This window comes from Enterocloster sp. OA13, from assembly GCF_022440595.1.
Classification (GTDB): domain Bacteria; phylum Bacillota; class Clostridia; order Lachnospirales; family Lachnospiraceae; genus Enterocloster; species Enterocloster hominis.
On sequence record NZ_JAKNTF010000001.1, the window covers coordinates 5,990,706 to 6,012,951 of the forward strand.

Here is a 22,246-nt window from a genome sequence, read left to right on the forward strand (position 1 = left end):
AGACGAGGTGAATCAGAGTGTTAAAATATATTGTTAAGCGGTTTGTGCAGATGATAGTGGTTCTGTTTGTGGTCTCCATACTGGTATTCATGCTGACGAATTTCATCGGGGACCCGGTGGACATGCTGGTGCCGGAAAATGCAACAGTGGAGCAGGTGGAATCAGCGCGGGCAAGGCTGGGCCTTAATAAGCCCCTTCCCGTACAGTATGGCATTTTCTTAAAGGATGTGCTGCACGGTAATTTCGGCAAGTCCTACACCTATGGAAAACCAGCCATGGGCCTGATCATGGAGCGTATGCCCGCAACCCTTGAACTGGTTGCCATAGCAGCCCTTCTGGTGCTGTTCATTGCCATACCCCTGGGTGTTTATGCGGGGGCTTATCCCAAACGCAGGAGCAGCAGGATCATCATGTCGGGTTCCATATTGGGGATTTCCCTTCCCTCCTTCTGGGTGGGCATGATGATGATTTATATCTTTGCGGTCATGCTGAGGGCGCTGCCGGCATCGGGGCGCGGGAACACGGTAAATGTGCTGGGGGTTAATTTAAGCGTGTTTGCACCGGGAGGGCTGCGTTTCCTCATCCTCCCGGCCGTGACGCTGGCCCTTACCAATGTGGCCACGACCCTGCGTCTTACCAGGTCCGGAATCATGGAAAACATGCGCCAGGATTATATTAAGTTTGCAAGAGCCAAGGGGGTGTCCTCCAGAAGCCTGCTTTTCGGGCATGCCTTAAAGAATGCCCTGATTCCGGTCATCACCATCTTTGGCATGGATCTGGGCAATATGATTGCTTTCACCACCATCACTGAGACCATCTTTGCCTGGCCCGGCATGGGTAAACTGCTGATTGACGCCATCAACAAATCAGACCGTCCCATAATCGTGGCGTATCTCATGACGGCTGCCTGTATGTTCGTGGTGCTGAACTTTGTGGTGGATCTTCTCTATACGTTGGTTGATCCGAGAATAGAATTGAGGTGATGACATGGAACATGAAGTACGTGCAGAAAAAACAAGCTGGTGGAAGCATTTCCTGAAATCCGAGTTTTTCTACCATTATAAAAATAATCTTCCTGCCATCATCGGCAGTATCCTGGTCCTGTTTGCCATACTGACAGCGGTTGCAGGCCGTTTCCTGGCGCCTCAGAATCCATATGACCTGACCCAGATAAGCCTGATGGATTCCTATCTCCCTCCGGCCTGGCTGGACGGCGGTAAACTGTCATTCCTGCTGGGCACGGATGAACAGGGAAGGGATATTTTAAGCGCGATCATCTACGGAAGCGCCAGTTCCATCATGATTGGCCTGGTGGGCATGGCAGCCTCCTGCTGCATCGGCACCACCCTGGGGCTGATTGCCGGATATTTTGGCGGGAAGGTGGATGCGGTGATCATGAGGATTGCGGATATCCAGCTGTCCTTCCCGTCCATGCTCATTGCGCTTTTTATCATGTCCGTGTTCGGCAGGGGCGTGGGAAAGCTTTTGATTGCCCTAACCATGGTGGGGTGGGTCACCTATGCCAGGACGGTAAGGGGCGAGACACTGTCTGTTAAGAAGATGGAGTACGTGGAGGCGGCCAGGACCATCGGACTGCCCAACCGGATCATCATACTGAAACATGTGCTGCCCAATGTAGTTAATTCCATCATTGTGCTTGCAACCATACAGATTGGCAACTTTATCCTGACAGAGGCTACCTTAAGCTTCCTGGGAGTCGGGGTGCCCATTACGGAACCGTCCCTGGGACTGCTGGTAAAGACCGGATTTGACGTGCTGTTTTCCGGGCTGTGGTGGGCTTCCGTATTCCCGGGCCTGTATATCATGCTCATTGTGTTCGGCATAAACCTTTTGGGGGATTTCCTCAGGGATGAGCTGAACCCCAATCTGAAATAAGCGAGGTGGCTTTGATGGAAAATAATATTTTACTGGATGTCAAGGGCCTGAAGACCTATTTCCATACATTTAAGGGAGTGGTAAAGGCTGTGGATGACGTAAGCTTTACCCTGAAGGAAGGGGAGATACTGGGGATTGTGGGGGAATCAGGAAGCGGGAAATCCGTGACCAGCTTCTCCATCCTGAAGCTGGTGGAGGATCCCGGCGTGGTGGAAGCGGAGCAGATCCTGTTTGACGGCAGGGATTTGAGCCGGGCCAGCGAAAAGGATATGATAAAGATAAGGGGCAAGGACATTTCCATGGTGTTCCAGGACCCCATGACATCCCTGAACCCGCTGTATACCATACAGAGGCAGATGGAGGAGGTTCTGATCCTCCATGAGCCTCAGATGAACGCGGTCCAGAGAAAGGCCAGGTGCCTGGAGCTTTTATCTGCCGTGGGCATTCCCAATCCCCAGGAGCGGTTAAAGGAATATCCCAACCAGTTTTCCGGCGGCATGAGGCAGAGGGTAATCATTGCCATTGCACTGGCAACCAATCCCAGGCTTCTGATTGCAGATGAGCCTACCACTGCGCTGGATGTGACCATCCAGGAGCAGATACTGGAACTTATGAGGAAACTTGTGAAGGAGCATAATACGGCCCTGATCCTGATCACCCATGACCTGGCCGTGGTGTCGCAGATGGTGGACCGCATCAATGTCATGTACTGCGGCAAGCTGGTGGAGACAGGCAGCACAGAGGACATCGTGTCCTTTAACGCACATCCCTACACGGAAGGGCTGTTAAATTCCATCCCGAAGCTGTATGAGGACAGGGACCGTTTAGATTACATACCGGGCATGGTGCCCAATATGTTCGAACTGCCGGAGGGCTGTTACTTTGCGCCGCGGTGCAGGTACTGCCAGGAAATATGCAGGCATCAGCAGCCCGCGATGCGGGAGGTGGGGCCGGGACACCTGGCTGCCTGTCATTTCCCATTAAAAAAGAAGGATGACGGGAACAGGGATGCAGCTGTCAGCCCGGCTGCGGCCAGAACGGAGGAGGGTAAATGATGGAACCATTGATTGAAGTCAAAGATTTAAGCCAGGAATTTCATCTGACCAAGGGCCTTCTCCAGTCACTGCGTCTGGAAAAGGGCAAGATCGTGAAACAGGACAAGGTGGTCCACGCGGTCAACCAGGTGAGCTTCCGGATTGAAAAAGGCGAGGTGTTCAGCCTGGTGGGGGAATCCGGCTGCGGGAAATCCACCACGGCCAGGACCATCATACGGCTTCTGGAGCCATCGGGCGGACAGGTGCTGTATAAGGGCGCGGACATCAGCCATTTAAGCGCCCATGAGCTTTTGCCTTACCGCAAAAACATGCAGATGATTTTCCAGGACCCCTATGCCTCCTTAAACCCAAGACAGCGTGTGGAGGAAATCATCATGGAGCCCATGCTGTTCCATGGGATTGCAAAGGATAAGAAGGATGCAAGGGAACAGTGCATGGATATATTGAACCGTGTTGGACTGCGGCCGGAACAGGCCGGACGGTATCCCCATCAGTTTTCAGGCGGACAGAGGCAGCGTATCGGCATTGCCAGGGCGCTGGCGGTAAGACCGGAGTTCATTATCGCGGATGAGCCGGTGTCTGCCCTGGATGTATCCATACAGGCCCAGATCCTGAACCTGCTGATGGATTTGAAGGATGAGTTCCATTTCTCATGCCTGTTCATTGCCCACGACCTTTCTGTGGTACGCCATATCAGCGACCGTCTGGGGGTGATGTACCTGGGGGCCATTGTGGAGGTGGGGGATAAGCATACCTTGTTTGGGAACCCCCTGCACCCGTACACCAAGGTGCTGTTTTCAGCCGTGCCCACCGTGGGGGAGAAACCGCTGGTGGAGCACATTGACGCAATGGGGGAGATTCCCAGCCCGGTAAACCTTCCGGAGGGCTGCTTTTTCTGCGACCGCTGTCCGTACGCCGTGGACAGGTGCAGAAGGGAACGCCCGGCACTCAGGGAAATCGAACCCGGACATCAGGCGGCCTGCCATATATTGTAAGCTGGATGGAGTACGGAAACCTGCTTTGAAAAGACATGTAATTAAGAAAAGAGGACAATGAGATGGAACCAGGACAGCTGAGCGGGGACAAAAAGGCCATAGCTGATAAGATAGACAGTATACGGGAGGGGCTGGTCAGCCTGTCCCACGACATCCACGCGCATCCGGAAACAGGATTTCAGGAATATCACGCAGTGGAAGCGGTGGAGGCATTTTTAAAGGGGCAGGGAATGGTGATGGAGAGGGATTACTGTCAGCTTCCCACTGCATTCCGTGTTGTGAAAAAGGGCAGGGGAAATGGCCCGGTGGTGGCATTCCTTGCTGAATACGATGCCCTCAGGGGGATAGGGCATGGCTGCGGCCACAATGTAATTGCCGCCTGCGCCGTGGGGGCGTTTACAGGCTTGGCTTCCCTTATGGAGTCCTGTGACGGGGAGATATGGCTGATTGGGACCCCGGCAGAGGAAGGCGGGGCCGGAAAGGTGCTGATGCTGGAGCGGGGAGGCTTTGACGGCGTGGATTTCGCCCTTATGATGCATCCCACAGGCGGCGGGGAGGCGTATAACTATATCAACCGGGGCGGGAGGGCAAGCGGTTGTGTAACGGTTTCCTTCCATGGAAAAGCAGCCCATTCATCCACTCCTGCTTCCGGCATCAATGCGCTGAGCGCGGCCATCAGTGTCTTTAACCAGATTGACATGATGCGCCCCACATTCCAGATCCAGGATAATATCAACGGGGTCATACTGGATGGGGGGACGGCGGGGAACATCATACCGGAGTTTTCCAGATGTGAGTTCTGTATACGCGCGGAAACCATGAAACGGGCAGAAGAATTGATTAATCTGATTAAAGGGTGCGTGAAGCGGGCAGAGGAGCTGACAGGCGCATGGGCTGAGACAGAGACAGAACCCGTCTACGCTGAACGGTATCCATGTCTTCCCATGTGCGAGGCGTTCAGGGACAATATGGGGCGTTTAGGAATCAGCATGTGCAGCCCAAAGCCAGGGGAGCTTTTTGGTTCCTCGGATATAGGCAATGTGTCCATCCGGATCCCGGCCATCCATGACTACCTGTCCATCACGGATGATGCTTCCATCGAAGCCCATTCATCTGGATACGCCAGGGCGGCAGCCGGGCCTGAGGCGGATAGGATCTGTATCCTGGGGGCCAAGGGGCTGGCCATGACAGGGCTGGACCTGCTGAAGGATAAAGGCCTGAGGGAGAAAAGCATTACATACCATAAAGAGACAGTCCCCTCCTTTTATGGTAAAATAGAGAAAGGGAATTACGATTAAGGAGAGGAATCATGATAATAATAAGACAGGCCGATGTGTACAATCCCGAATACCTGGGGAAGAAGGACGTACTCATATGTGGGGAATCAATAGAAGCGGTGGGTGACCATCTGGAGATTGGATGTGGCTGTCAGGAGATAGATGGCAGGGGGTGTCTGCTTGTCCCGGGATTGATTGACCAGCATGAGCATATTATTGGCGGCGGGGGAGAGGGAAGCTTTCGTACCAGGTCGCCGGAGATACAGCTGTCCTCCCTGATTGAAGCAGGGATTACCACGGTTCTGGGACTGCTTGGAACCGATGACATGACGAGGAGCGTGGAGAACCTGGTGGCCAAGGCCAAGGCCCTGAAGGAAGAAGGAATCAGCGCATATGCCCTGTGCGGGGCCTACGGATACCCCTCCCCCACCATCACAGGAAGCGTGAAGAAAGATATTGTTTTTGTGGATGAGATCATAGGCGTGAAACTGGCGCTTTCAGACCACCGGGCGCCCAACATATCCACGGAGGAATTGATCCGGCTGGCAAGTGACGTGCGCACGGCCGGAATGGTCAGCGGTAAACCTGGAATCATCGTGGCGCATATGGGCAGCGGCTTCCGGCGCCTGGAACAGATCTTTGACGCGCTCAGGCGGTCGGACATACCTGTAAAGACGTTCCATCCCACCCACATGTCACGGACAGAGGAGCTTTTAGAGGATGGGTTCCGGTTTGCCAAAATGGGCGGGTATGTGGATATCACCTGCGAGGATATACAGCGCATCCCCGAAGGAAAGCTGGGCACGGGGGCCATGCTCCGGCTCCTGGATAAGGCCAGGCAGGAAGGCGTGCCCATGGACCGTCTGACATTCAGCTCAGATGGACAGGGAAGCTGGTCCAGCTATGATGAATACGGACATTTAAAGGAAATCGGTGTCACGGATGTGGGGAACCTGTTCCGCCAGTTCAGGCATCTGGTATTGGAGGGCGCAGTGGACCTGACACAGGCCCTTTCCTTCTTTACCTCAAATGTGGCAAAGGCGCTGGAGATTTATCCGAAAAAGGGATGTATTGCCAGGGGCGCGGACGCGGATGTGCTGCTGCTCCGTCCGGACCTGGCCCTGGATACGGTGATTGCCAGGGGCGCCATCATGATGCGTGATGGGAATGTACTGAAGAGGGGGACATATGAACATGATTGATATTGACATGATCAGGGACCTGTCCAACGCCTTTGGCCCCAGTGGATTTGAGGAAGAGGTCGTAAAGGTGATCGGGAGATACTTAAAGGGGATGGAAGTGGACAATGACGCCATGAACAATGTCTATGCATGGTTCAGGAAGCCCGGTTCCACGGACGTCGGGCATGGGACCGGGAGCGGGGTTCCCGGGGATGCATGCTCCGGGGATGGGTATTCCGTGGATGGGTGCGCCAGAGATGCATGTTCCGGGAGAAAGCCGGTCATCATGCTGGATGCCCACACGGATGAGTGCGGTTTCATGGTGCAGGGAATCATGGACAACGGCCTGCTGTCCATGGTCATGCTCGGGGGGATGGACCTGTCCAGCCTTCCGGCCCACACGGTCCTTGTCCGCACAAGGAGCGGAAAAAAGGTAAGGGGAATCATCACGTCCCGCCCCGTACACTTCATGACGGAAAAAGAAAGGAACGCGCCTCTGGACATAAAAGGCATCTATATTGATGTGGGGGCATCCAGCAGGGAGGAGGCAGAGGAAACATACGGCATCCGTATTGGGGATCCGGCTGCCCCTGAGGTGGCCTTTGATTATGACGGGGACCATGGGCTTTGTTTTGGCAAGGCTTTTGATAACCGCATGGGCTGCGCCTGTATCATCCATACCATGCGTGAACTGCAGGGGATGGACCAGGAACTGGCGGTGGACGTGGTGGGGGCCTTTGCTGCCCAGGAAGAAGTGGGGATGAGAGGGGCCTGCGTGACTGCGGCCAGGATCCAGCCGGATTTAGCCATTGTCTTCGAGGGCTCCCCTGCAGATGATTTTTACTATGGAAGGGAGAAGGCCCAGGGCGTCATGAGGGCGGGGGTGCAGATACGGTGCATGGATAAGAGCTATATAACCAATCCCGCATTCCTGGCATATGCCCATGAACTGGGTGAGGAAAAGGGCATCCCCTGCCAGGATACGGTGAGGAGGGGAGGCAGCACCAATGCCGGTAAGATCAGCCTGGCAGGACGCGCGGTCCCCACGCTGGTGCTGGGGATTCCCAGCCGCTATGTGCACAGCCACTATAACTTCTGCGCAGTGGAGGATATCGAAGCCGCGGTCAGGATGGCTGTGGAGGTCATCCGCGGCCTTGACAGCCGCAGGATTGGGCTGCTGATGCACAGGGATATCCTGGAATGATGAAGAAAGTCAATATAAGTGCCCTGTATGGCTGGAAAGGCCATACAGGGCACTTATTCATATTCGCGGTGATGCATGTGGACAATCTGAAGTCCCATCTCAATCTCCAGCCGTATATGGCTGTCATTATAATCGCAGTCCAATATCTGGGCAATGCGGTCCAGCCTGTTCAGCATGGTCTTATAGTGGATGAACAGCGACTTGGCTGCCTTGGCCGCGTTGCAGTTGGCTGAATAGTAGGCGGTAAGGGTGTCCACCAGGTTGGTGTTGTATTTCCGGTCATGGCCCTGCAGGTGTTTCAGGCAGGCCGGTATATAGTTTTCAGCGGCTTCCCTGGCCGGTATGTTGCCCAGCAGGCGGAGTATCCCCAATGTTTCATAGCATATGATGGATTCATCTGTGGTGTGGGCGATTTTCAGCGCTTTTAATGCGTCCTCATAGCTTTGGCTGATATCGGAAATCTGCTGCTGCGTGGTCCCGATTCCTGAATACATTTTCTTGACGATTGATTTTGTCTTCAGCAGATGTTCTATCTGCTGGCAGGTGGCAATGGATTTCTTCTGCGCTGCATCCGGGGATTCAGGAGGAAACTGCCCTATCATATAAAGGCTGTCTGAGGAAGCGCGCAAAAAGTAGTAATCATCAGGATGATAATAATGGATCATGAATTCCAGTATCTCATAGTAAACAGCTGTCCCTATCTTTTTCTGGCTGCCCCATGCAGCAAAATCCAGATAAATCACGATATACAGGCGTTTGTCCTTAAAGCCAAGGAGGCCGGCCCATTCTGTTATGGTTGCGGGATTCAGGCGGCCTGAGTTGGTGATGGCGTCCATCAGCCCGTTGCGGCTCCGGTTCACAACCGTGAAGACAGACTGGCGCATCTCGTATTCAATGGCCAGCGCGGAGATGACTGTTTTAAGCGCGGAATAAAACAGGGGGTCCGGCGGTTCCTTGCAGTTTCCCACAATCAGGAATTCGATTATCTCCCCAAACCGGTACAGGGGTATGATAAGGCAGGTCCCCATGTCCTTTCTCAGGATTTTCCCCATGTACACGGGGCTTTGGTCCAGATGTCCGATTACCTGGGAATGCTCCGGAAGCTGGTCAAAGAAATCCGATGACGACATCATATCGGTGGGATTCATGGTGGGTTCAATCACCATCACCTTTTTCTCCAGGTTGGAGGTGATTGCCTGGAGCAGGTCCCTCATCCTGATATGGTAGCCGTTCTGAAGCGTTTCCAGGAAACGCTGGGTTAAGACAAGCTGGTACTGGGACTCAAGAATCGGATACAGGTCCGGGCAGGACCTTGTAAGCAGGGTAAGAATATGGCATAAGGAGCTTACACCTACATCCACATAGGATAACATATTAAAATCATCTGGAACCGGGCAGGTTTTGCGCATGGAAGGACCTTCCGCATAATCATAGAGAATGAACAGGCAAAGGTCCGGCTCTGCCATATCCTCAGGGAGCTGGACGGGTTTTCTCAATATGCAGATATGATGGAATGTCTTCTCTGATGCGGTTAACGGATATATGGATGAATCTATGGTAAATTCTGCCAATAGCATTTGGGCTGTGTGAGGGATAATGGAAAAATTCAACGAAAGCTCTCCTTTATGTCCGGCCATCCGGCCATGCCGGGCGGCCCTGTATCCTGTGGGTCGTTATCAATGGTAAGTCAATTGGAAGGACCGCGGCTGCGGCCGGTTATTTTACATACTATTATTATGATACTAAATTAATAGTGAGAAAAGAATATCCAACTAGGATAATAATACACACATATTTATAGAACAGTGTTCCATTCTCGCCAAAGTGACTATATGGTATTATAAAAAAAACGAAAACGAAAGGCGGTATGTAACAAAATGGCTAAGAAAACCCTAAGGGAATATATGGATCAGAACGAATTCTTTTATGTCCCGGAAATTTATGATTGTATCTCCACAAGAGCAGCGGAAATGAATGGGTTTCAGATGGTTATGATTTCCAGCAGTGATTTCGCATGTTCCCAGACCGGCATACCGGATTTGAACCTGTTGTCCGTAGATGAGTACTGTCATATGATAGAGCGGATTACCTACATGACGGACATGCCCCTGTTTGTGGATGCGGATGAAGGCTTTGGGCGTCCGCTGCAGACCTATCACGGATGTAAACGCATGGCCAGGGCAGGCGCTGACTGTATCCTGATTACGGACGGCAACGACCTGAGCCGCCCCGGTCTTGCCACCATCCAGGACGCATGCAGGCGGCTGCGGGCTGCAAAGGACGGAATGGAGGGGACCGACTGTCTTCTGATGGCCAGCTGCAAGCATGAGGTGGACGAGGACTTTGACGGTTTTGTGGAGCGGTGTGAGCGGTATATTGAAGCGGGTGCGGATATCATATGCCCCCTGGAGATCAACCGTTCCAAGAAGTACGGAGGCAAGCTGGGCGCTGCCAAAAAGGTGGCGGAGCATGTTAAGATACCGTTCTGGTACCCGGACCTGGATCCGGGCGATAAGGCGGAGGACGCAGAGGACCTTCTGAAATGGGGATATCATTTTACAGGAATCCACTATTCCTTCCGCTCAGCCATGTACGCCATGCTGGATACGGGGCGCCATGTGTTTGAAACCCGTACCAATGATTATGTAATGGAACACTATGACTATACCGGATATCATTTTTACTATTCACCCATGACCTGTTTCCTCAGTGATGGGAAATGGGCGGACCTGGAGACCAGGTATGTGGATAAACCGGAAGACGCATTGGCAGTGCGCAAGCAGAAGGGGTTCTGCGGACCCACTGACAAGCTGGTACCGGATAATGAGTTAACTCAAAGGTAGAGAAAGGGAGGATTAGGATGAGAAAGTGTATTTCGTTGGTAGTAGCGGCAGCATTGGCCGCCGGTTTGCTGGCGGGCTGCGGGGGCAGCGGTTCCGGCTCCAAAGGACAGGAAGGCACGGCAGCGGCCGTAAGCGGTGAATCAGCAGAAAGCGCGGCAGGGCAGATGGAAGCAGCTTCTGATGCAAAGGCAGGAGGAACATTGAAAATCGGTGTCAACACGGAATGCGTACATACCATGCTGAGCTTTGACCTGACCGGCGCCGGGGTGGACTATTATTATTCCTGGCCCGTGTACGAATCCCTGTTTAAGCCCAATGCAGAGGGAACCGTGGACCCGTGGCTGTTAGAGGATTACTCATACGACCCCGAGGCATTGACCTATACGTTCCATGTGAGGAAGGGGGTTACCTTCTCGGACGGCACTGTCCTGGACGCGGAGGCGGTCAAGTGGAACCTGGACCATTACCTGGAGGTGGGCGCTAAGGTAGAGGCGCTTCTGTCATCCATTGAATCCGTTGAGGTGATGGACGAGTATACGGTCCAGTTGAACCTGAACAAGTGGAGTTCCATCCTGCCATATGCATTTTCAAGGGAATGCGGTTATATGTTCTCGCCGGACTTCTTTGAGAAGAACGGGGAAGAGTATTGTAAGGAACATCCCTGCGGCACAGGCCCGTTTGAACTGACAAGTTGGGATTACGATGTTTCCAAGACCTTTACCAAGAGGGACGATTACTGGGGCGGGGACGTGAAGTTGGACAGTGTGGAGTATATCATCTATAAGGATGCCCTTGTATCCAGCGCTGCCCTCCAGTCCGGGGAGATAGACGCAATCCTTGCCCTGAACGCGGAGAGCGCGGACGCGCTGAAGGCTTACGGCTATGATATCAAGACCTGTTCCGTAAAATCACATTCCTATCTCCTGTGCTTTAACTCCCTGAATAAGACCGGGGATGACCCCACAGGGGACCTGAAGGTACGCCAGGCCATCTGCCATGCAATTGATACGGATGCGCTGGTCCAGGCGGTCTGGGGAGATTACGGGGATGTGAGGAACCAGTTCGGCGTTGGGACCCACTATTATAGTGAGGACGTGAAGGGATATGACTATGATCCTGAAAAGGCAAAGGAACTGCTGGCTGAGGCAGGATACCCGGACGGCTTTGAGATTTCCCTGAAAACAGAGGAAACCTCCGCGCTTAAGAATGCAGCAACCATTATCCAGTCCTATCTTGCGGAGGTGGGGATTAAGGTGAACCTCAGCATTTTATCCGGCGCGGACGCCAATACGGCTGAGGCAGGCTGGGGTGAGGGAATGTGGCTCCACGGCTCCAGCGTGTATGTCAGCGTTCCCATGCAGATGGCCTCCATGTTCCGCCAGAACCTGACCGGACATGTCCTTGGCATCAACAACCTGCTCCGTCCGGATGACGTGGAGGCGGCCCTGGCAACCTCTGTCATGGCGGCGGACGAGGACGAGGCAGTGAAAACGGTGGGCGAAGCCAACCGCCTGTTAACAGATGAATACTGTATCGTATATAATCTGGCAGAGGTTGCGACCCTCTTTGCCGTCAACGATTATGTGAAGGATTCAGGAATCGGCGAGGTGTTCTATTCAGTTGCGGACCTGGGAAATGCCTGGCTGGATAAGTAAACAGGATATGATGTAAATACTGCCGGCCGGGAGCAATCCAGACCGGCAGTTGAATAATAAGAAAGGTATTTGATGAGGGCGTAACATGATAAAATATGTTGGGAAGAAAATCGCCACAGCGGCAGTGCTGATCCTGCTGGTTTCATTCCTGGTTTTCATCCTCATGCAGAGACTGCCGGGAGATCCGGCAACCATTGCGTTGGGGGATGCGGCCAGTGCTGAGGCGATTCAGGATTACAGGAACTCCTACGGGCTTAATGACCCGGTTTTAGTCCAGTACTGGAACTGGATAACGAATATATTCTTAAGGTGGAACTTCGGCAAATCCATACTGAATGCAAGGGATGTGACGACTTATATCAATGAACGGCTTCCCAATACAATCTCCATCGGGCTTCCGGGTCTTGTGTTTGGCGTGCTGGCCGGGATTATAGTGGGTATCATCTCCGCTGTAAAGAGGGGGACCTGGATTGACCAGGGGCTGACCCTGATTGTTAACTTTTTCCTGGGCGCGCCGCGGTTTCTGGTTGCCATATTCGGCGTCATCATCCTGGGGCTGCAGATGCACCTGATACCTCTCCAGGGATATACGGCGCCCTGGGTGGATTTTGGGGAATATGTACATAAGGCGTTCTGGCCGGTTGTGGTCAATGCCATCTATACCACCGCCATCCTGGCAAGGCAGACCCGCTCCAACATGCTGGAAGTGATTAACCAGGATTATGTGAGGACGGCGAGGGCCAACGGACTGTCGGAACATAAGATTATTTTCAAGTATACCCTTAAGAATGCGCTGATACCTGTAATCACCATTATAGGACTTCAGATGCGCAATATTGTTGCAGGCGCGGTTATTATCGAAAATGTTTTCAATATACCAGGAATCGGACAGATGCTTGTATCAGGCATCCAGCAAAGGGACTATTTTATTGTCCAGGGCTGTGTGCTGATCATATCTATGGTTACTGTATTCTGCAACCTGTTTGTGGATATCGCATATGGGTTTATTGACCCGCGGGTAAGAAAGTCAATGGGGTGATGAAAATGGATAATGATTTCGCAAAACTGCAGCGGGAGACACGCAAGAGAAACAGGAAGCAGGCCCTGGGCATCTTTTTCGGACGCGGTATCATCGTGAAACTGTGCACGGTGGTTGTGGTGGGCTTTATTTTCATGGCTGTATTCGCTGACTGGATAACGCCCTATGACCCTGCTGCCCAGAACCTGGTGGAAAAACTGCAGACTCCGTCGGCCGCCCACTGGCTGGGGACGGATTTCCTTGGAAGGGACGTGCTGAGCCGCGTCATATACGGCGGCAGGGTGTCCATGTATGTAAGCCTTCTGTCCGGCTCCTTTGCCGCTGTCATCGGCATCGGCCTGGGGCTGGTGGCCGGATATGTAACCGGTATGGTGCGCAGGGTAATCATGGGGATGACGGATATCATACTGAGCATACCCGGAATGGTGTTCACCCTGATCATAGCGGCAATCATGGGAACCGGCGTCATGAGCCTTACGCTGGCAATCGGGATCGGCATGATACCCACCTATATCCGCATGGTGAACGGGCTGGTGCTTTCCCTGAAGGAAAATGATTATATTGTGGCATCCAAGCTGGTGGGAAGGCCGGAAAGCAAGATATTGCTGAAGCATCTGCTTCCCAATGCATTCCCGTCCCTGATTGTACTGTATACAATCAACCTGGGCAATGCCATCATGACGGAATCGTCCCTGAGTTATCTGGGGGTCGGCATCAACCCTCCCACAGCCACCTGGGGCAATATGGTATCCGATGCCTATGCGTACCTTTTACAGGCGCCGTGGCTGGCAATGATTCCGGGAATCTGTATTATCATACTGATTATTTCATTTAATGTTGTAGGAGATGGCCTCCGTGATGCGCTGGATCCTCGGTTAAGGGGGAAGTTGTAAATGCCTGAAAAATTATTGGAAGTAAATCATTTAAGGACCTCTTTTTTTACGGCTGAGGGAGAGGTCAAGTCGGTCAGTGACGTATCCTATTATGTGAACCGTGGGGAAGTCATTGCCATTGTGGGTGAAAGCGGCTGCGGCAAATCAGTGACGCAGATGTCGGTGATGCAGCTGGTACAGACACCGCCGGGAAGGATCATCGGCGGGGAGGTGATGTTTGACGGGAAAAGCCTTCTGGAGTACGATGCAAAATCAAAAGAAATGAGGGCTATCCGGGGCGCCGGGATATCCATGATATTCCAGGAACCCATGACCTCCTTAAATCCTGTGCTGACGGTTGGTGAACAGCTGTCGGATGTCATATGCACCCATTCCCATCTGAGCAAAAAAGAAGCATGGAAAAAGGGGATAGAGGCCCTGGCCGCAGTCGGCATACCGGAGCCTGAGGCCAGGATGAGGTGCTATCCCTTTGAGATGAGCGGCGGCATGCGCCAGAGGGTAATGATTGCCATCAGCGTGGCCTGCGACTCCAAGCTGATCATTGCGGATGAGCCCACCACTGCCCTGGATGTGACCACCCAGGCGCAGGTCATGGACCTTCTGATTGACATGGTCCATAAGTATAATAAATCCCTGATCATCATCACCCATAACCTGGGGCTGGTGACCCGGTACGCCCAGAGGGTTTATGTGATGTATGCCGGGAAGATTGTGGAATCCGGTACAACGGAAAAGATACTGACCCACCCGGAACACCCATACACCCTGGGACTTCTCAAATCCGTCCCAAGGCTTCAGGATGATAAGGATGAGGAACTGGTGCCGATCATGGGAGCGCCGCCCGTGCTATCAAAGCTGCCCCAGGAGTGCGCCTTTCTGCCAAGGTGTGTATATGCCTGTGATACATGCAGGAAGGAAAAATGCCCGGAATTAAGGCAGGTAGGGGATGGACACTTTGTGGCCTGCCATATAAACGTGAGGGAAAATGGAACCGGCGCGGCAGGCACCCCCAAGGCGTCCGGGACTGTCAGGGAGGATGCGGGGGAAAAGGGAGAGATCCTTCTGAAGATAGAAGGGCTTAAGATGCATTTCCCTGTAACAAAAGGTGTGTTCGGGGTACATGCGGGAACCGTGAAGGCTGTGGATGACATATCATTTACAATCAGGAAAGGGGAAACCTTCGGACTGGTAGGGGAGAGCGGATGCGGAAAGACCACCACAGGCAAATGTATCCTGGGAATCAATCAACCCACGGACGGCAGTATCTACTACAAGGGCAGGCGGATAGCGGGCATATCTGCCCGTGAGTTTGCCCCGTACAGAAGGGAGATACAGCTGATTTTCCAGGATCCTTACAGTTCCCTGGATCCCCGTAATTCGGTCTATTCCATTTTAAGGGAGGCCATTATCTGTGACGGAGTCAGCAAGACCCAGAAGGAGATATCGGACCGCATCCATGAACTGCTGCGGATTGTGGACCTGGATCCGGGCATGAGCCAGAGATTTCCCCATGAGATGAGCGGGGGGCAGAGGCAGAGGCTGGGCATTGCAAGGGCGCTGGCCTGCAACCCGGAAGTCATCGTATGCGATGAGCCTGTATCGGCCCTGGATGTGTCCATTCAGGCCCAGATCATTAACCTGTTCAAGAAAATCCAGAGGGAACTGGGAATCACCTACCTCTTCGTGGCCCACGACCTGGCGGTGGTCCGCCACATAAGTGATAATATCGGTGTGATGTACCTGGGGCATCTGGTGGAGGTCACAAAATCCTCCGACCTGTATGCCAATCCCATACATCCGTATACCCAGGCCCTTCTGTCGGCAGTGCCGATTACGGATTACTATGAAGAGCAGAAGAGGGAAAGGATCATCCTCCAGGGAGAGGTCCCAAGCCCCATGAACATGCCAAAAGGCTGTCCCTTCCACCCGAGATGTGCATACGCCACTGAACAGTGCAGGAAGGAAGTGCCAAGGCTTAGGGAGGCCGGAGGGGGCCATCTGGTTGCATGCCACTGTGCAGTGCATTAAAAAGCAGGAAAACAAGGAGAAACAATTATGGCGGAAGCAGTAACATTGCTGGTTTTTGTGCTTATGCTTCTAGGATGTGTCTTGACAGATATTTCCGTGATATATGCATTGATAGGAGGGCTGGCCTGTTTTAGCATCTATACCTTATACAATAAATATCCGGTTTCCCAGCTTGGGAAAATGCTGTGGAAAGGGGTGAAGGATTCCAGGACCATACTCATTGTATTCATACTCATCGGCTTTCTGACCGCTGTCTGGAGGGCGTCCGGCACCATACCGTGTATTGTCTATTATTCAGCGTCCTCCATGGCGCCCAGGTATTATCTGGTGCTGACATTCCTGCTCTGCTGCGGGATGTCGGCGCTGACCGGCACATCCTTTGGGACCGCGTCCACCATGGGGGTAATCTGTGCAAGTATTGGCAGGGCCCTTGATATACCGTCCGTGTACATCGGCGGCGCGGTCATGTCCGGTATTTATTTCGGTGAACAATGTTCCCCCATGTCTTCCAGCGCATTGCTGGTCTGTGAACTGACGGATACGGACATATACGTGATTATCGTAAAGGTCTTACGGCAGGTGCTGGTACCGCTGCTTATTACGGCCGCATTATACCTCTATCTCGGCAGGGGGTGGGGGAACGGGGCCGCAGAGGTGGAAAGCACCAGGATATTTACCTCCGCTTTTTATCTGGCTCCGGTTACGCTGCTGCCGGCAGGAATCATCATCCTGTTCTCCCTGTTCCGGGTCAGGGTGGAGCTGACCATGCTGGTCAGTATTGTGGCGGCGGCCGTAATCTGTGTGGTTTACCAGGATATGGGAATCGTCCAGGTCATGGACATCATGGTGCGGGGGTATCATGCCGGGGATATAAAGCTGGCGGCGCTGATTGACGGGGGAGGGCTTAAATCCATGGTAAGCATCGGGGCCATTGTGGCAATTTCATCCGCCTATTTTGGGATTTTCAGCGCCACCAACCTGCTGTCCAACCTGAAACGGTGGGTGCTTGACCTGGCATGCCGCAGCAATGTTTTCTTCGTGACAGTGGTGGTTTCCTTCATTACCTGTGCCATCAGCTGCAACCAGACCCTGGCAACCATGCTTACCTGCGAGATGACCAAGACACTGACGGAAAAAAAGGAGACACTGGCAGTGAACCTGGAGATGTCGGTCATCGTGATTGCCGGCCTCCTTCCCTGGAGCATTGCATGCGCGTTTCCCCTGTCAGTGGTGGAGGCGCCAAAAGAAAGCTTGATATTTGCAGTGTATCTGTATATGGTACCCTTGTGGATGGTCCTGAAGTCATTTTTCTTAAAACGCAGCAAATAATATGTTTATCAGTAAAGGGCGCATTTCCGTATGGAATGTGCCTTTTTGATGTGTCCTTCTTCATATATCAGCATTCAGACATGGATGCAGCCCTATGCCTATACATATACATAGTTTCTCCTTCCTGATTTCTTTTTGAAAGAAAAGAAGCAGGTCTCCCGAATGGTTGGCTTGATTATGACGGCCCAAAATCGTATATAACAATAGAATGAATGACAAGAATACTAAAAATATCAGGATTCGTTTTTCAATGGATGGAATCAAAAACTGCCCTATTACCATGCACAATATGGTGGCAAAATAAACTATTTTATTTTGACCATACTGGAAAGAAAGACCATTTTGATAATTTTTATATATTACTTTTGCAAAATAAATTATGGAAGATACTAAAAACAACACATAAATTATCATCAATAGCCCCCGTTCATAATCTGCCCCGCACAAAATGGGAACAATGTACTGCTTCCTGTAAGATTAGCTAAATTGTAACAAAGTAAAATATAAAGTGCAATATGTATACATAAATACTCATAAAAGCGTAATAAAATATTTGTTTTTTATACATGTTAACCATATTGATGCTATCTAAAATCGTGAAAATTAATCCATATTAATTTTTTTGCGGTTTCATAAAAAAGGGTTGACATTTTTAAGATTCAGCATATAATGTAGATATAAACATATGAACAATCATTCATATGAACAGACGTTTAAAAAGAAGGGGGTTAACCGCATGGCAATGAATGACGTGGAGTGCTGTGACTTTTACCAGGTCCATGAGGATGTGGTGAAGTCGGTCACGGCTAAGATGCCGGATGAAGATGAACTTTATGACCTGGCTGAGATATTCAAGGTATTCGGCGATTCTACCAGGATTAAGATCCTGTATGTGCTTTTCGAGTCGGAGATGTGTGTATGCGACATTGCACAGCTTCTCAACATGAACCAGTCAGCTATTTCCCATCAGCTGAAGATCCTGAAGCAGAACCGCCTGGTGAAGAGCCGCAGGGAAGGCAAAGCCGTGTTTTATTCCCTGGCGGACGGACATGTAAGGACCATTATCAACCAGGGTCTGGAACACATTGAGGAATAGGTAGTATTTTTATAATAATATGATAAATGGAGGATATGATAATGAAAAAGAAATTCAAATTACAGGACCTGGATTGCGCAAACTGTGCAGCTAAGATGGAGGAAGCCATCAAGAAGATTGAGGGCGTGGCAGACGCCAACGTAAGCTTCATGACCCAGAAGATGACAATCGACGCAGAGGAAAGCAGGTTCGATGAAATCATGAAGGAAGTCGTGGCTGTATGCAGGAAGGTTGAACCGGACTGCATCATTCAGATGTAAGATCTGTCAGGTGGCGCCTAGTGCTTCATCCAGCCAGGAACCGCACTGCCAGCACTGCCTATTTTGCCATCTGCCGCGTTGTCGTCAGTCAGCGGAGGAACCACTCCGCTTCCCTCCTCCGCCTTGCAGACTGACAAAATATTCAGCACTGGCAGTGCGGTTCCTGACTGGATGGAGCACTGGCCTAATAAAATGGAGCAGGCCCTGCCTGTTCAGGAAAGGAAATCATTATGACAAAGAAACAGAAGGCAATGCTATTGCGGATCATAGCCACGTTCATCGTATATATCCCTTTGGCGGTGGCGGACCATATGGAGGCGCTGCCGGAGGGACTGGGTACCTGGGGGAAGCTGGCGGTCTACCTGGTTCCCTATGTGCTCATTGGATGGGATATTGTATACAAAGCATTCCGAAACATTAAGAACGGCCAGGTTTTCGACGAGAACTTTCTTATGTCAGTAGCCACCTTTGGCGCATTTGGGATAGGAGAGTATTCAGAGGCAGTTGCAGTCATGCTGTTTTACCAGGTAGGCGAACTGTTCCAGAGTTATGCAGTAAACCGTTCCAGGCAGTCCATCACGGAGCTTATGGATATCTGTCCTGAATACGCCAACATTGAGGAGGACGGACAGCTTAAGCAGGTGGACCCGGATGACGTACAGGTGGGCGATATCATCGTGGTTAAAGCCGGGGAGAGGATTCCCCTGGACGGCAAGGTGGTATTCGGTGATTCCATGGTGGACACCTCGGCCCTTACCGGTGAATCGGTTCCAAGGAAGGCCGGAGTGGGTGATGATGTCATCAGCGGCTGTGTCAATGGAAGCGGGCTGCTCAGGGTGCAGGTTACAAAGGAATTTGATGATTCCACGGTTGCCAAGATCCTGGAGCTGGTGGAGAATGCCAGCAGCAAGAAAGCGCAGGTGGAGAACTTCATCACGCGTTTTGCCAGGTATTATACGCCCATAGTTGTGATTGCCGCCGTGGTACTGGCGGTCCTCCCGCCCCTGCTTTTGGGGCAGTCATGGTCCGAGGGCGTAAGAAGGGCATGTACCTTTCTTGTAATCTCCTGCCCCTGTGCCCTTGTCATATCAGTGCCCATGAGCTTTTTCTCAGGAATCGGCGCAGCGTCCAGAAGAGGCGTGCTGGTTAAGGGAAGCAATTATCTGGAAGCATTGTCCCAGATGGATACCATTGTATTTGATAAGACAGGAACGCTGACTAAGGGTGAGTTTAAGGTGACGGAGATTCATTTGGCGGATGGGAGTGTTCCTGCTGGGAATGCAATTGGTGTAAATACAGCGGACGCAGACCTGTCCGGGGAAAAGCCTGGCCTTCTGGAACTGGCTGCCCTGGCGGAAAGCTATTCCGACCACCCCATATCCCGCTCAATCAAGGATGCCTGGGGCAGTGCCATTGACATGAACCGTGTATCTGACACGGAGGAGATTTCCGGTCATGGGGTAAAAGCAGTCATAGACGGTCATGTGGTCCTTGCAGGCAACAGCAAGCTGATGAATGAAATGCAGGTGGGCTACAGGGAGTGCCCCAGCATCGGCACCGTGGTTTATGTAGCGGAGGACGGTGTGTTTAAAGGTTCCATCGTGATTTCAGATACAATCAAGGAAGAGGCATATAAAGCCATCCATGACCTTAAGAAGGTAGGCGTCAGAAGGACCGTCATGCTTACCGGTGACAAGAAGGAAGTGGGCGAGGCTGTTGCCTCCCGCCTGGGGCTGGATGAGGTCCATGCAGAACTTCTGCCCGATGGGAAGGTAGCCAAGGTGGAAGAGCTTCTGGCAGGCCTTCACGGCAAAGATAAGCTGGCATTCGTGGGGGACGGCATCAATGATGCGCCGGTGCTCTCCAGGGCCGATATAGGAATCGCCATGGGAAGCATGGGTTCCGATGCGGCTATTGAAGCAGCGGACATCGTCCTTATGGACGATGACCCGTCCAAGATATCGGATGTGGTGCGCATATCCCGCAAGACCATGTCAATCGTCAAACAGAACATTATATTTGCACTGGGAGTCAAGGCCATCGTACTTTTGATGGGAGCCTTTGGAATGGCAAATATGTGGGAAGCCGTGTTTGCGGATGTGGGCGTGTCTGTGATAGCAATCCTGAATGCAATGAGGGCTTTGTCATTAAAATAATGTGTAGGGAAGTGCGTGTATTGTGAAGCGGGAATCAGGGCTTTGCATTGCACGCACTTTTTTTGTGAGATGGTTAAGATGGAAGATGGGATGGGGGATTAACCGCTTTTTAGGGGACAGGGTCTGCCTGCGGGAGTTAAATTTATTGTTGGTTGGATAGGATGGGTGTATAATACTTCTATCTGAGGATGGGTACACAAGGCTGTACGACTACTAAATCAGGATATCATCCAGGCTCCGTTTTGGTACATAGTGGATCTGATTTTCGTCCCTGTAATAGGTCGTGCTTCCATCCTCATTCAGCGGGACCAGCACAACCTCCTCCTTTGGCTTTCCAAGGGCCAGGACCAGGCTGACGGAATACTGTTCCGGGTTCAGGTCCAGAAGCTTTACAAGTTCGGCGCGGCGGCAGTTTCCGATGATACAGCCTCCGTATCCCTTTTCCACGGCGCTGAGCATGATGGTCTGGGCCGTGATGCCTTCATCCCACTGTCTGTTCTTACCGATGGACAGGTCGCAGACCATGATGATGTATGCGCTGGGCCGTTCGTCCGGCGCCGGGCCGTCCCAGTCCTTTAAGGCAGCGGCCCATCCGATGGTTGGGAAAATCCGGGCGCATTCTTCCCTGTCACATATAATCTTATACTTTAATGCCTGGGAATTGGCGGCGCTGCCCGTAATCCTGGCAGTATCCACCATATCCTTAAGTTCCTCATAAGGTATGCGCTCCTCCTCATAAAACCTCCGGTAGGAACGACAGCTGGCAACAAGATCTTTTATCATGGCATTGTCCTCCTTGCATGGCATGCTGTGTTATCCGCTACATATTCTCCGGCAGTTCGTGCCCCTGGGTAATATGGCGTTTGATGGCCTCGAACGTGTCTGCGCTCAGTACATGTTCCATACGGCATGCGTCCTCGGCCGCTGTCCTGGCATCCACACCCAGATAGATAAGCCAGCTGGAAAGCATGGTATGCCGTTCGTACATGGTATCTGCAATGGACTGGCCCGCGGCAGTAAGGGTAATATACCCATGCTCATCAACCAGGATATATCCGTTTTCACGCAGGTTTTTCATGGCCACACTGACGCTTGGCTTGGAGAAATTCAATTCATTGGCAATATCGATGGAACGTACACAGGGCTTTTCCCTGCCAAGCATTAATATGGTTTCTAGATAATTTTCTGCTGACTCCTGTATCTTCAATGCGTAAACACCCCCGTAGTTTTGTCTGATACCGCAAGGCGGTACCGGCTGGTCATCCTTAAGTGTAACATATAAAAAAACGATTGACAAGAGAGTTAGAAAGTGTTAATCTGAGTATGAAGTTAGAAATAA

19 protein-coding genes are annotated in these 22,246 nt (G+C 51.9%); 16 read left to right on the top strand and 3 right to left on the bottom strand.

What is annotated here, in order from left to right; genetic code table 11:
- The first annotated feature begins 17 nt into the window (after positions 1-17).
- The 7 genes from MCJ35_RS26755 to MCJ35_RS26785 all read left to right on the top strand — a co-directional run bounded on the left by MCJ35_RS26755 (position 18) and on the right by MCJ35_RS26785 (position 7,608).
- Positions 18-983, top strand: a complete 966-nt coding sequence (locus MCJ35_RS26755; protein WP_008723745.1) for an ABC transporter permease — start codon at positions 18-20, stop codon at positions 981-983.
- A 4-nt stretch (positions 984-987) separates the two neighbouring features.
- A complete protein-coding gene (locus MCJ35_RS26760; protein ID WP_008723747.1) occupies positions 988-1,896 on the top strand; it encodes an ABC transporter permease in 909 nt (302 codons plus the stop codon).
- 14 nt (positions 1,897-1,910) lie between these two features.
- Positions 1,911-2,951: an ABC transporter ATP-binding protein gene (locus tag MCJ35_RS26765; protein WP_008723749.1), complete on the top strand. Its 1,041-nt coding sequence runs from the start codon at positions 1,911-1,913 to the stop codon at positions 2,949-2,951.
- Complete coding sequence (locus MCJ35_RS26770) at positions 2,948-3,946, top strand: ABC transporter ATP-binding protein (protein ID WP_008723751.1); 999 nt, start codon at positions 2,948-2,950, stop codon at positions 3,944-3,946. Before MCJ35_RS26765 ends, MCJ35_RS26770 begins: the two co-directional genes overlap by 4 nt.
- Positions 3,947-4,008: 62 nt before the next feature.
- Positions 4,009-5,244 carry an amidohydrolase gene (locus MCJ35_RS26775; protein ID WP_240299708.1) on the top strand — a complete coding sequence of 412 codons (1,236 nt, stop codon included), beginning with the start codon at positions 4,009-4,011 and terminating at the stop codon, positions 5,242-5,244.
- 11 nt (positions 5,245-5,255) lie between these two features.
- On the top strand, positions 5,256-6,425 hold the full coding sequence (gene iadA, locus MCJ35_RS26780) for a beta-aspartyl-peptidase (RefSeq protein ID WP_008723755.1): 1,170 nt from the start codon (positions 5,256-5,258) through the stop codon (positions 6,423-6,425).
- The gene (locus MCJ35_RS26785) at positions 6,418-7,608 is read left to right on the top strand and encodes a M42 family metallopeptidase (protein ID WP_034577097.1); all 1,191 of its coding nucleotides are present in this window, start codon (positions 6,418-6,420) and stop codon (positions 7,606-7,608) included. The genes iadA and MCJ35_RS26785 overlap by 8 nt, the downstream gene beginning before the upstream one ends.
- Positions 7,609-7,661: 53 nt before the next feature.
- Here the strand turns inward: MCJ35_RS26785 and MCJ35_RS26790 are convergent, their stop codons facing one another.
- Positions 7,662-9,218, bottom strand: a complete 1,557-nt coding sequence (locus tag MCJ35_RS26790) for a PucR family transcriptional regulator (RefSeq protein ID WP_025484375.1) — start codon at positions 9,216-9,218, stop codon at positions 7,662-7,664.
- Positions 9,219-9,485: 267 nt separating this feature from the next.
- On the opposite strand from MCJ35_RS26790, the gene MCJ35_RS26795 reads away from it, so the two are divergent.
- The 9 genes from MCJ35_RS26795 (at position 9,486) to MCJ35_RS26835 (ending at position 20,907) form a co-directional block, all read left to right on the top strand.
- A complete protein-coding gene (locus MCJ35_RS26795; RefSeq protein ID WP_008723760.1) occupies positions 9,486-10,451 on the top strand; it encodes an isocitrate lyase/PEP mutase family protein in 966 nt (321 codons plus the stop codon).
- A 17-nt stretch (positions 10,452-10,468) separates the two neighbouring features.
- Complete coding sequence (locus tag MCJ35_RS26800; RefSeq protein WP_025484372.1) at positions 10,469-12,106, top strand: ABC transporter substrate-binding protein; 1,638 nt, start codon at positions 10,469-10,471, stop codon at positions 12,104-12,106.
- An 85-nt stretch (positions 12,107-12,191) separates the two neighbouring features.
- Positions 12,192-13,145 (top strand): ABC transporter permease, encoded by a 954-nt coding sequence (locus MCJ35_RS26805; RefSeq protein ID WP_008723764.1) that lies wholly within the window; start codon positions 12,192-12,194, stop codon positions 13,143-13,145.
- 5 nt (positions 13,146-13,150) lie between these two features.
- Positions 13,151-14,038: an ABC transporter permease gene (locus tag MCJ35_RS26810; protein WP_051400612.1), complete on the top strand. Its 888-nt coding sequence runs from the start codon at positions 13,151-13,153 to the stop codon at positions 14,036-14,038.
- Positions 14,039-16,066, top strand: a complete 2,028-nt coding sequence (locus MCJ35_RS26815; RefSeq protein ID WP_025484369.1) for a dipeptide ABC transporter ATP-binding protein — start codon at positions 14,039-14,041, stop codon at positions 16,064-16,066.
- Between the two features lie 27 nt (positions 16,067-16,093).
- A complete protein-coding gene (locus MCJ35_RS26820; protein ID WP_034577073.1) occupies positions 16,094-17,395 on the top strand; it encodes a Na+/H+ antiporter NhaC family protein in 1,302 nt (433 codons plus the stop codon).
- 736 nt (positions 17,396-18,131) lie between these two features.
- Positions 18,132-18,491 carry an ArsR/SmtB family transcription factor gene (locus tag MCJ35_RS26825; RefSeq protein WP_008723775.1) on the top strand — a complete coding sequence of 120 codons (360 nt, stop codon included), beginning with the start codon at positions 18,132-18,134 and terminating at the stop codon, positions 18,489-18,491.
- A 41-nt stretch (positions 18,492-18,532) separates the two neighbouring features.
- On the top strand, positions 18,533-18,751 hold the full coding sequence (locus MCJ35_RS26830; RefSeq protein ID WP_008723777.1) for a cation transporter: 219 nt from the start codon (positions 18,533-18,535) through the stop codon (positions 18,749-18,751).
- Positions 18,752-18,981: 230 nt separating this feature from the next.
- Positions 18,982-20,907: a heavy metal translocating P-type ATPase gene (locus MCJ35_RS26835; protein ID WP_025484366.1), complete on the top strand. Its 1,926-nt coding sequence runs from the start codon at positions 18,982-18,984 to the stop codon at positions 20,905-20,907.
- 213 nt (positions 20,908-21,120) lie between these two features.
- Here the strand turns inward: MCJ35_RS26835 and MCJ35_RS26840 are convergent, their stop codons facing one another.
- On the bottom strand, positions 21,121-21,690 hold the full coding sequence (locus MCJ35_RS26840) for a nitroreductase family protein (protein WP_025484364.1): 570 nt from the start codon (positions 21,688-21,690) through the stop codon (positions 21,121-21,123).
- 37 nt (positions 21,691-21,727) lie between these two features.
- On the bottom strand, positions 21,728-22,114 hold the full coding sequence (locus MCJ35_RS26845; protein ID WP_008723782.1) for a metal-dependent transcriptional regulator: 387 nt from the start codon (positions 22,112-22,114) through the stop codon (positions 21,728-21,730).
- Positions 22,115-22,246 lie beyond the last annotated feature (132 nt).

Excerpts from the sequence above, each read along its gene's own strand:
- MCJ35_RS26805 (WP_008723764.1), top strand. The coding sequence starts at position 12,192 with ATGATAAAATATGTTGGGAAGAAAATCGCCACAGCGGCAGTGCTGATC.
- iadA (WP_008723755.1), top strand. The coding sequence starts at position 5,256 with ATGATAATAATAAGACAGGCCGATGTGTACAATCCCGAATACCTGGGG.
- MCJ35_RS26835 (WP_025484366.1), top strand. The coding sequence starts at position 18,982 with ATGACAAAGAAACAGAAGGCAATGCTATTGCGGATCATAGCCACGTTC.
- MCJ35_RS26770 (WP_008723751.1), top strand. The coding sequence starts at position 2,948 with ATGATGGAACCATTGATTGAAGTCAAAGATTTAAGCCAGGAATTTCAT.
- MCJ35_RS26775 (WP_240299708.1), top strand. The coding sequence starts at position 4,009 with ATGGAACCAGGACAGCTGAGCGGGGACAAAAAGGCCATAGCTGATAAG.
- MCJ35_RS26765 (WP_008723749.1), top strand. The coding sequence starts at position 1,911 with ATGGAAAATAATATTTTACTGGATGTCAAGGGCCTGAAGACCTATTTC.
- MCJ35_RS26785 (WP_034577097.1), top strand. The coding sequence starts at position 6,418 with ATGATTGATATTGACATGATCAGGGACCTGTCCAACGCCTTTGGCCCC.
- MCJ35_RS26825 (WP_008723775.1), top strand. The coding sequence starts at position 18,132 with ATGGCAATGAATGACGTGGAGTGCTGTGACTTTTACCAGGTCCATGAG.
- MCJ35_RS26840 (WP_025484364.1), bottom strand. The coding sequence starts at position 21,690 with ATGATAAAAGATCTTGTTGCCAGCTGTCGTTCCTACCGGAGGTTTTAT.
- MCJ35_RS26795 (WP_008723760.1), top strand. The coding sequence starts at position 9,486 with ATGGCTAAGAAAACCCTAAGGGAATATATGGATCAGAACGAATTCTTT.
- MCJ35_RS26815 (WP_025484369.1), top strand. The coding sequence starts at position 14,039 with ATGCCTGAAAAATTATTGGAAGTAAATCATTTAAGGACCTCTTTTTTT.
- MCJ35_RS26830 (WP_008723777.1), top strand. The coding sequence starts at position 18,533 with ATGAAAAAGAAATTCAAATTACAGGACCTGGATTGCGCAAACTGTGCA.
- MCJ35_RS26820 (WP_034577073.1), top strand. The coding sequence starts at position 16,094 with ATGGCGGAAGCAGTAACATTGCTGGTTTTTGTGCTTATGCTTCTAGGA.
- MCJ35_RS26760 (WP_008723747.1), top strand. The coding sequence starts at position 988 with ATGGAACATGAAGTACGTGCAGAAAAAACAAGCTGGTGGAAGCATTTC.
- MCJ35_RS26800 (WP_025484372.1), top strand. The coding sequence starts at position 10,469 with ATGAGAAAGTGTATTTCGTTGGTAGTAGCGGCAGCATTGGCCGCCGGT.
- MCJ35_RS26810 (WP_051400612.1), top strand. The coding sequence starts at position 13,151 with ATGGATAATGATTTCGCAAAACTGCAGCGGGAGACACGCAAGAGAAAC.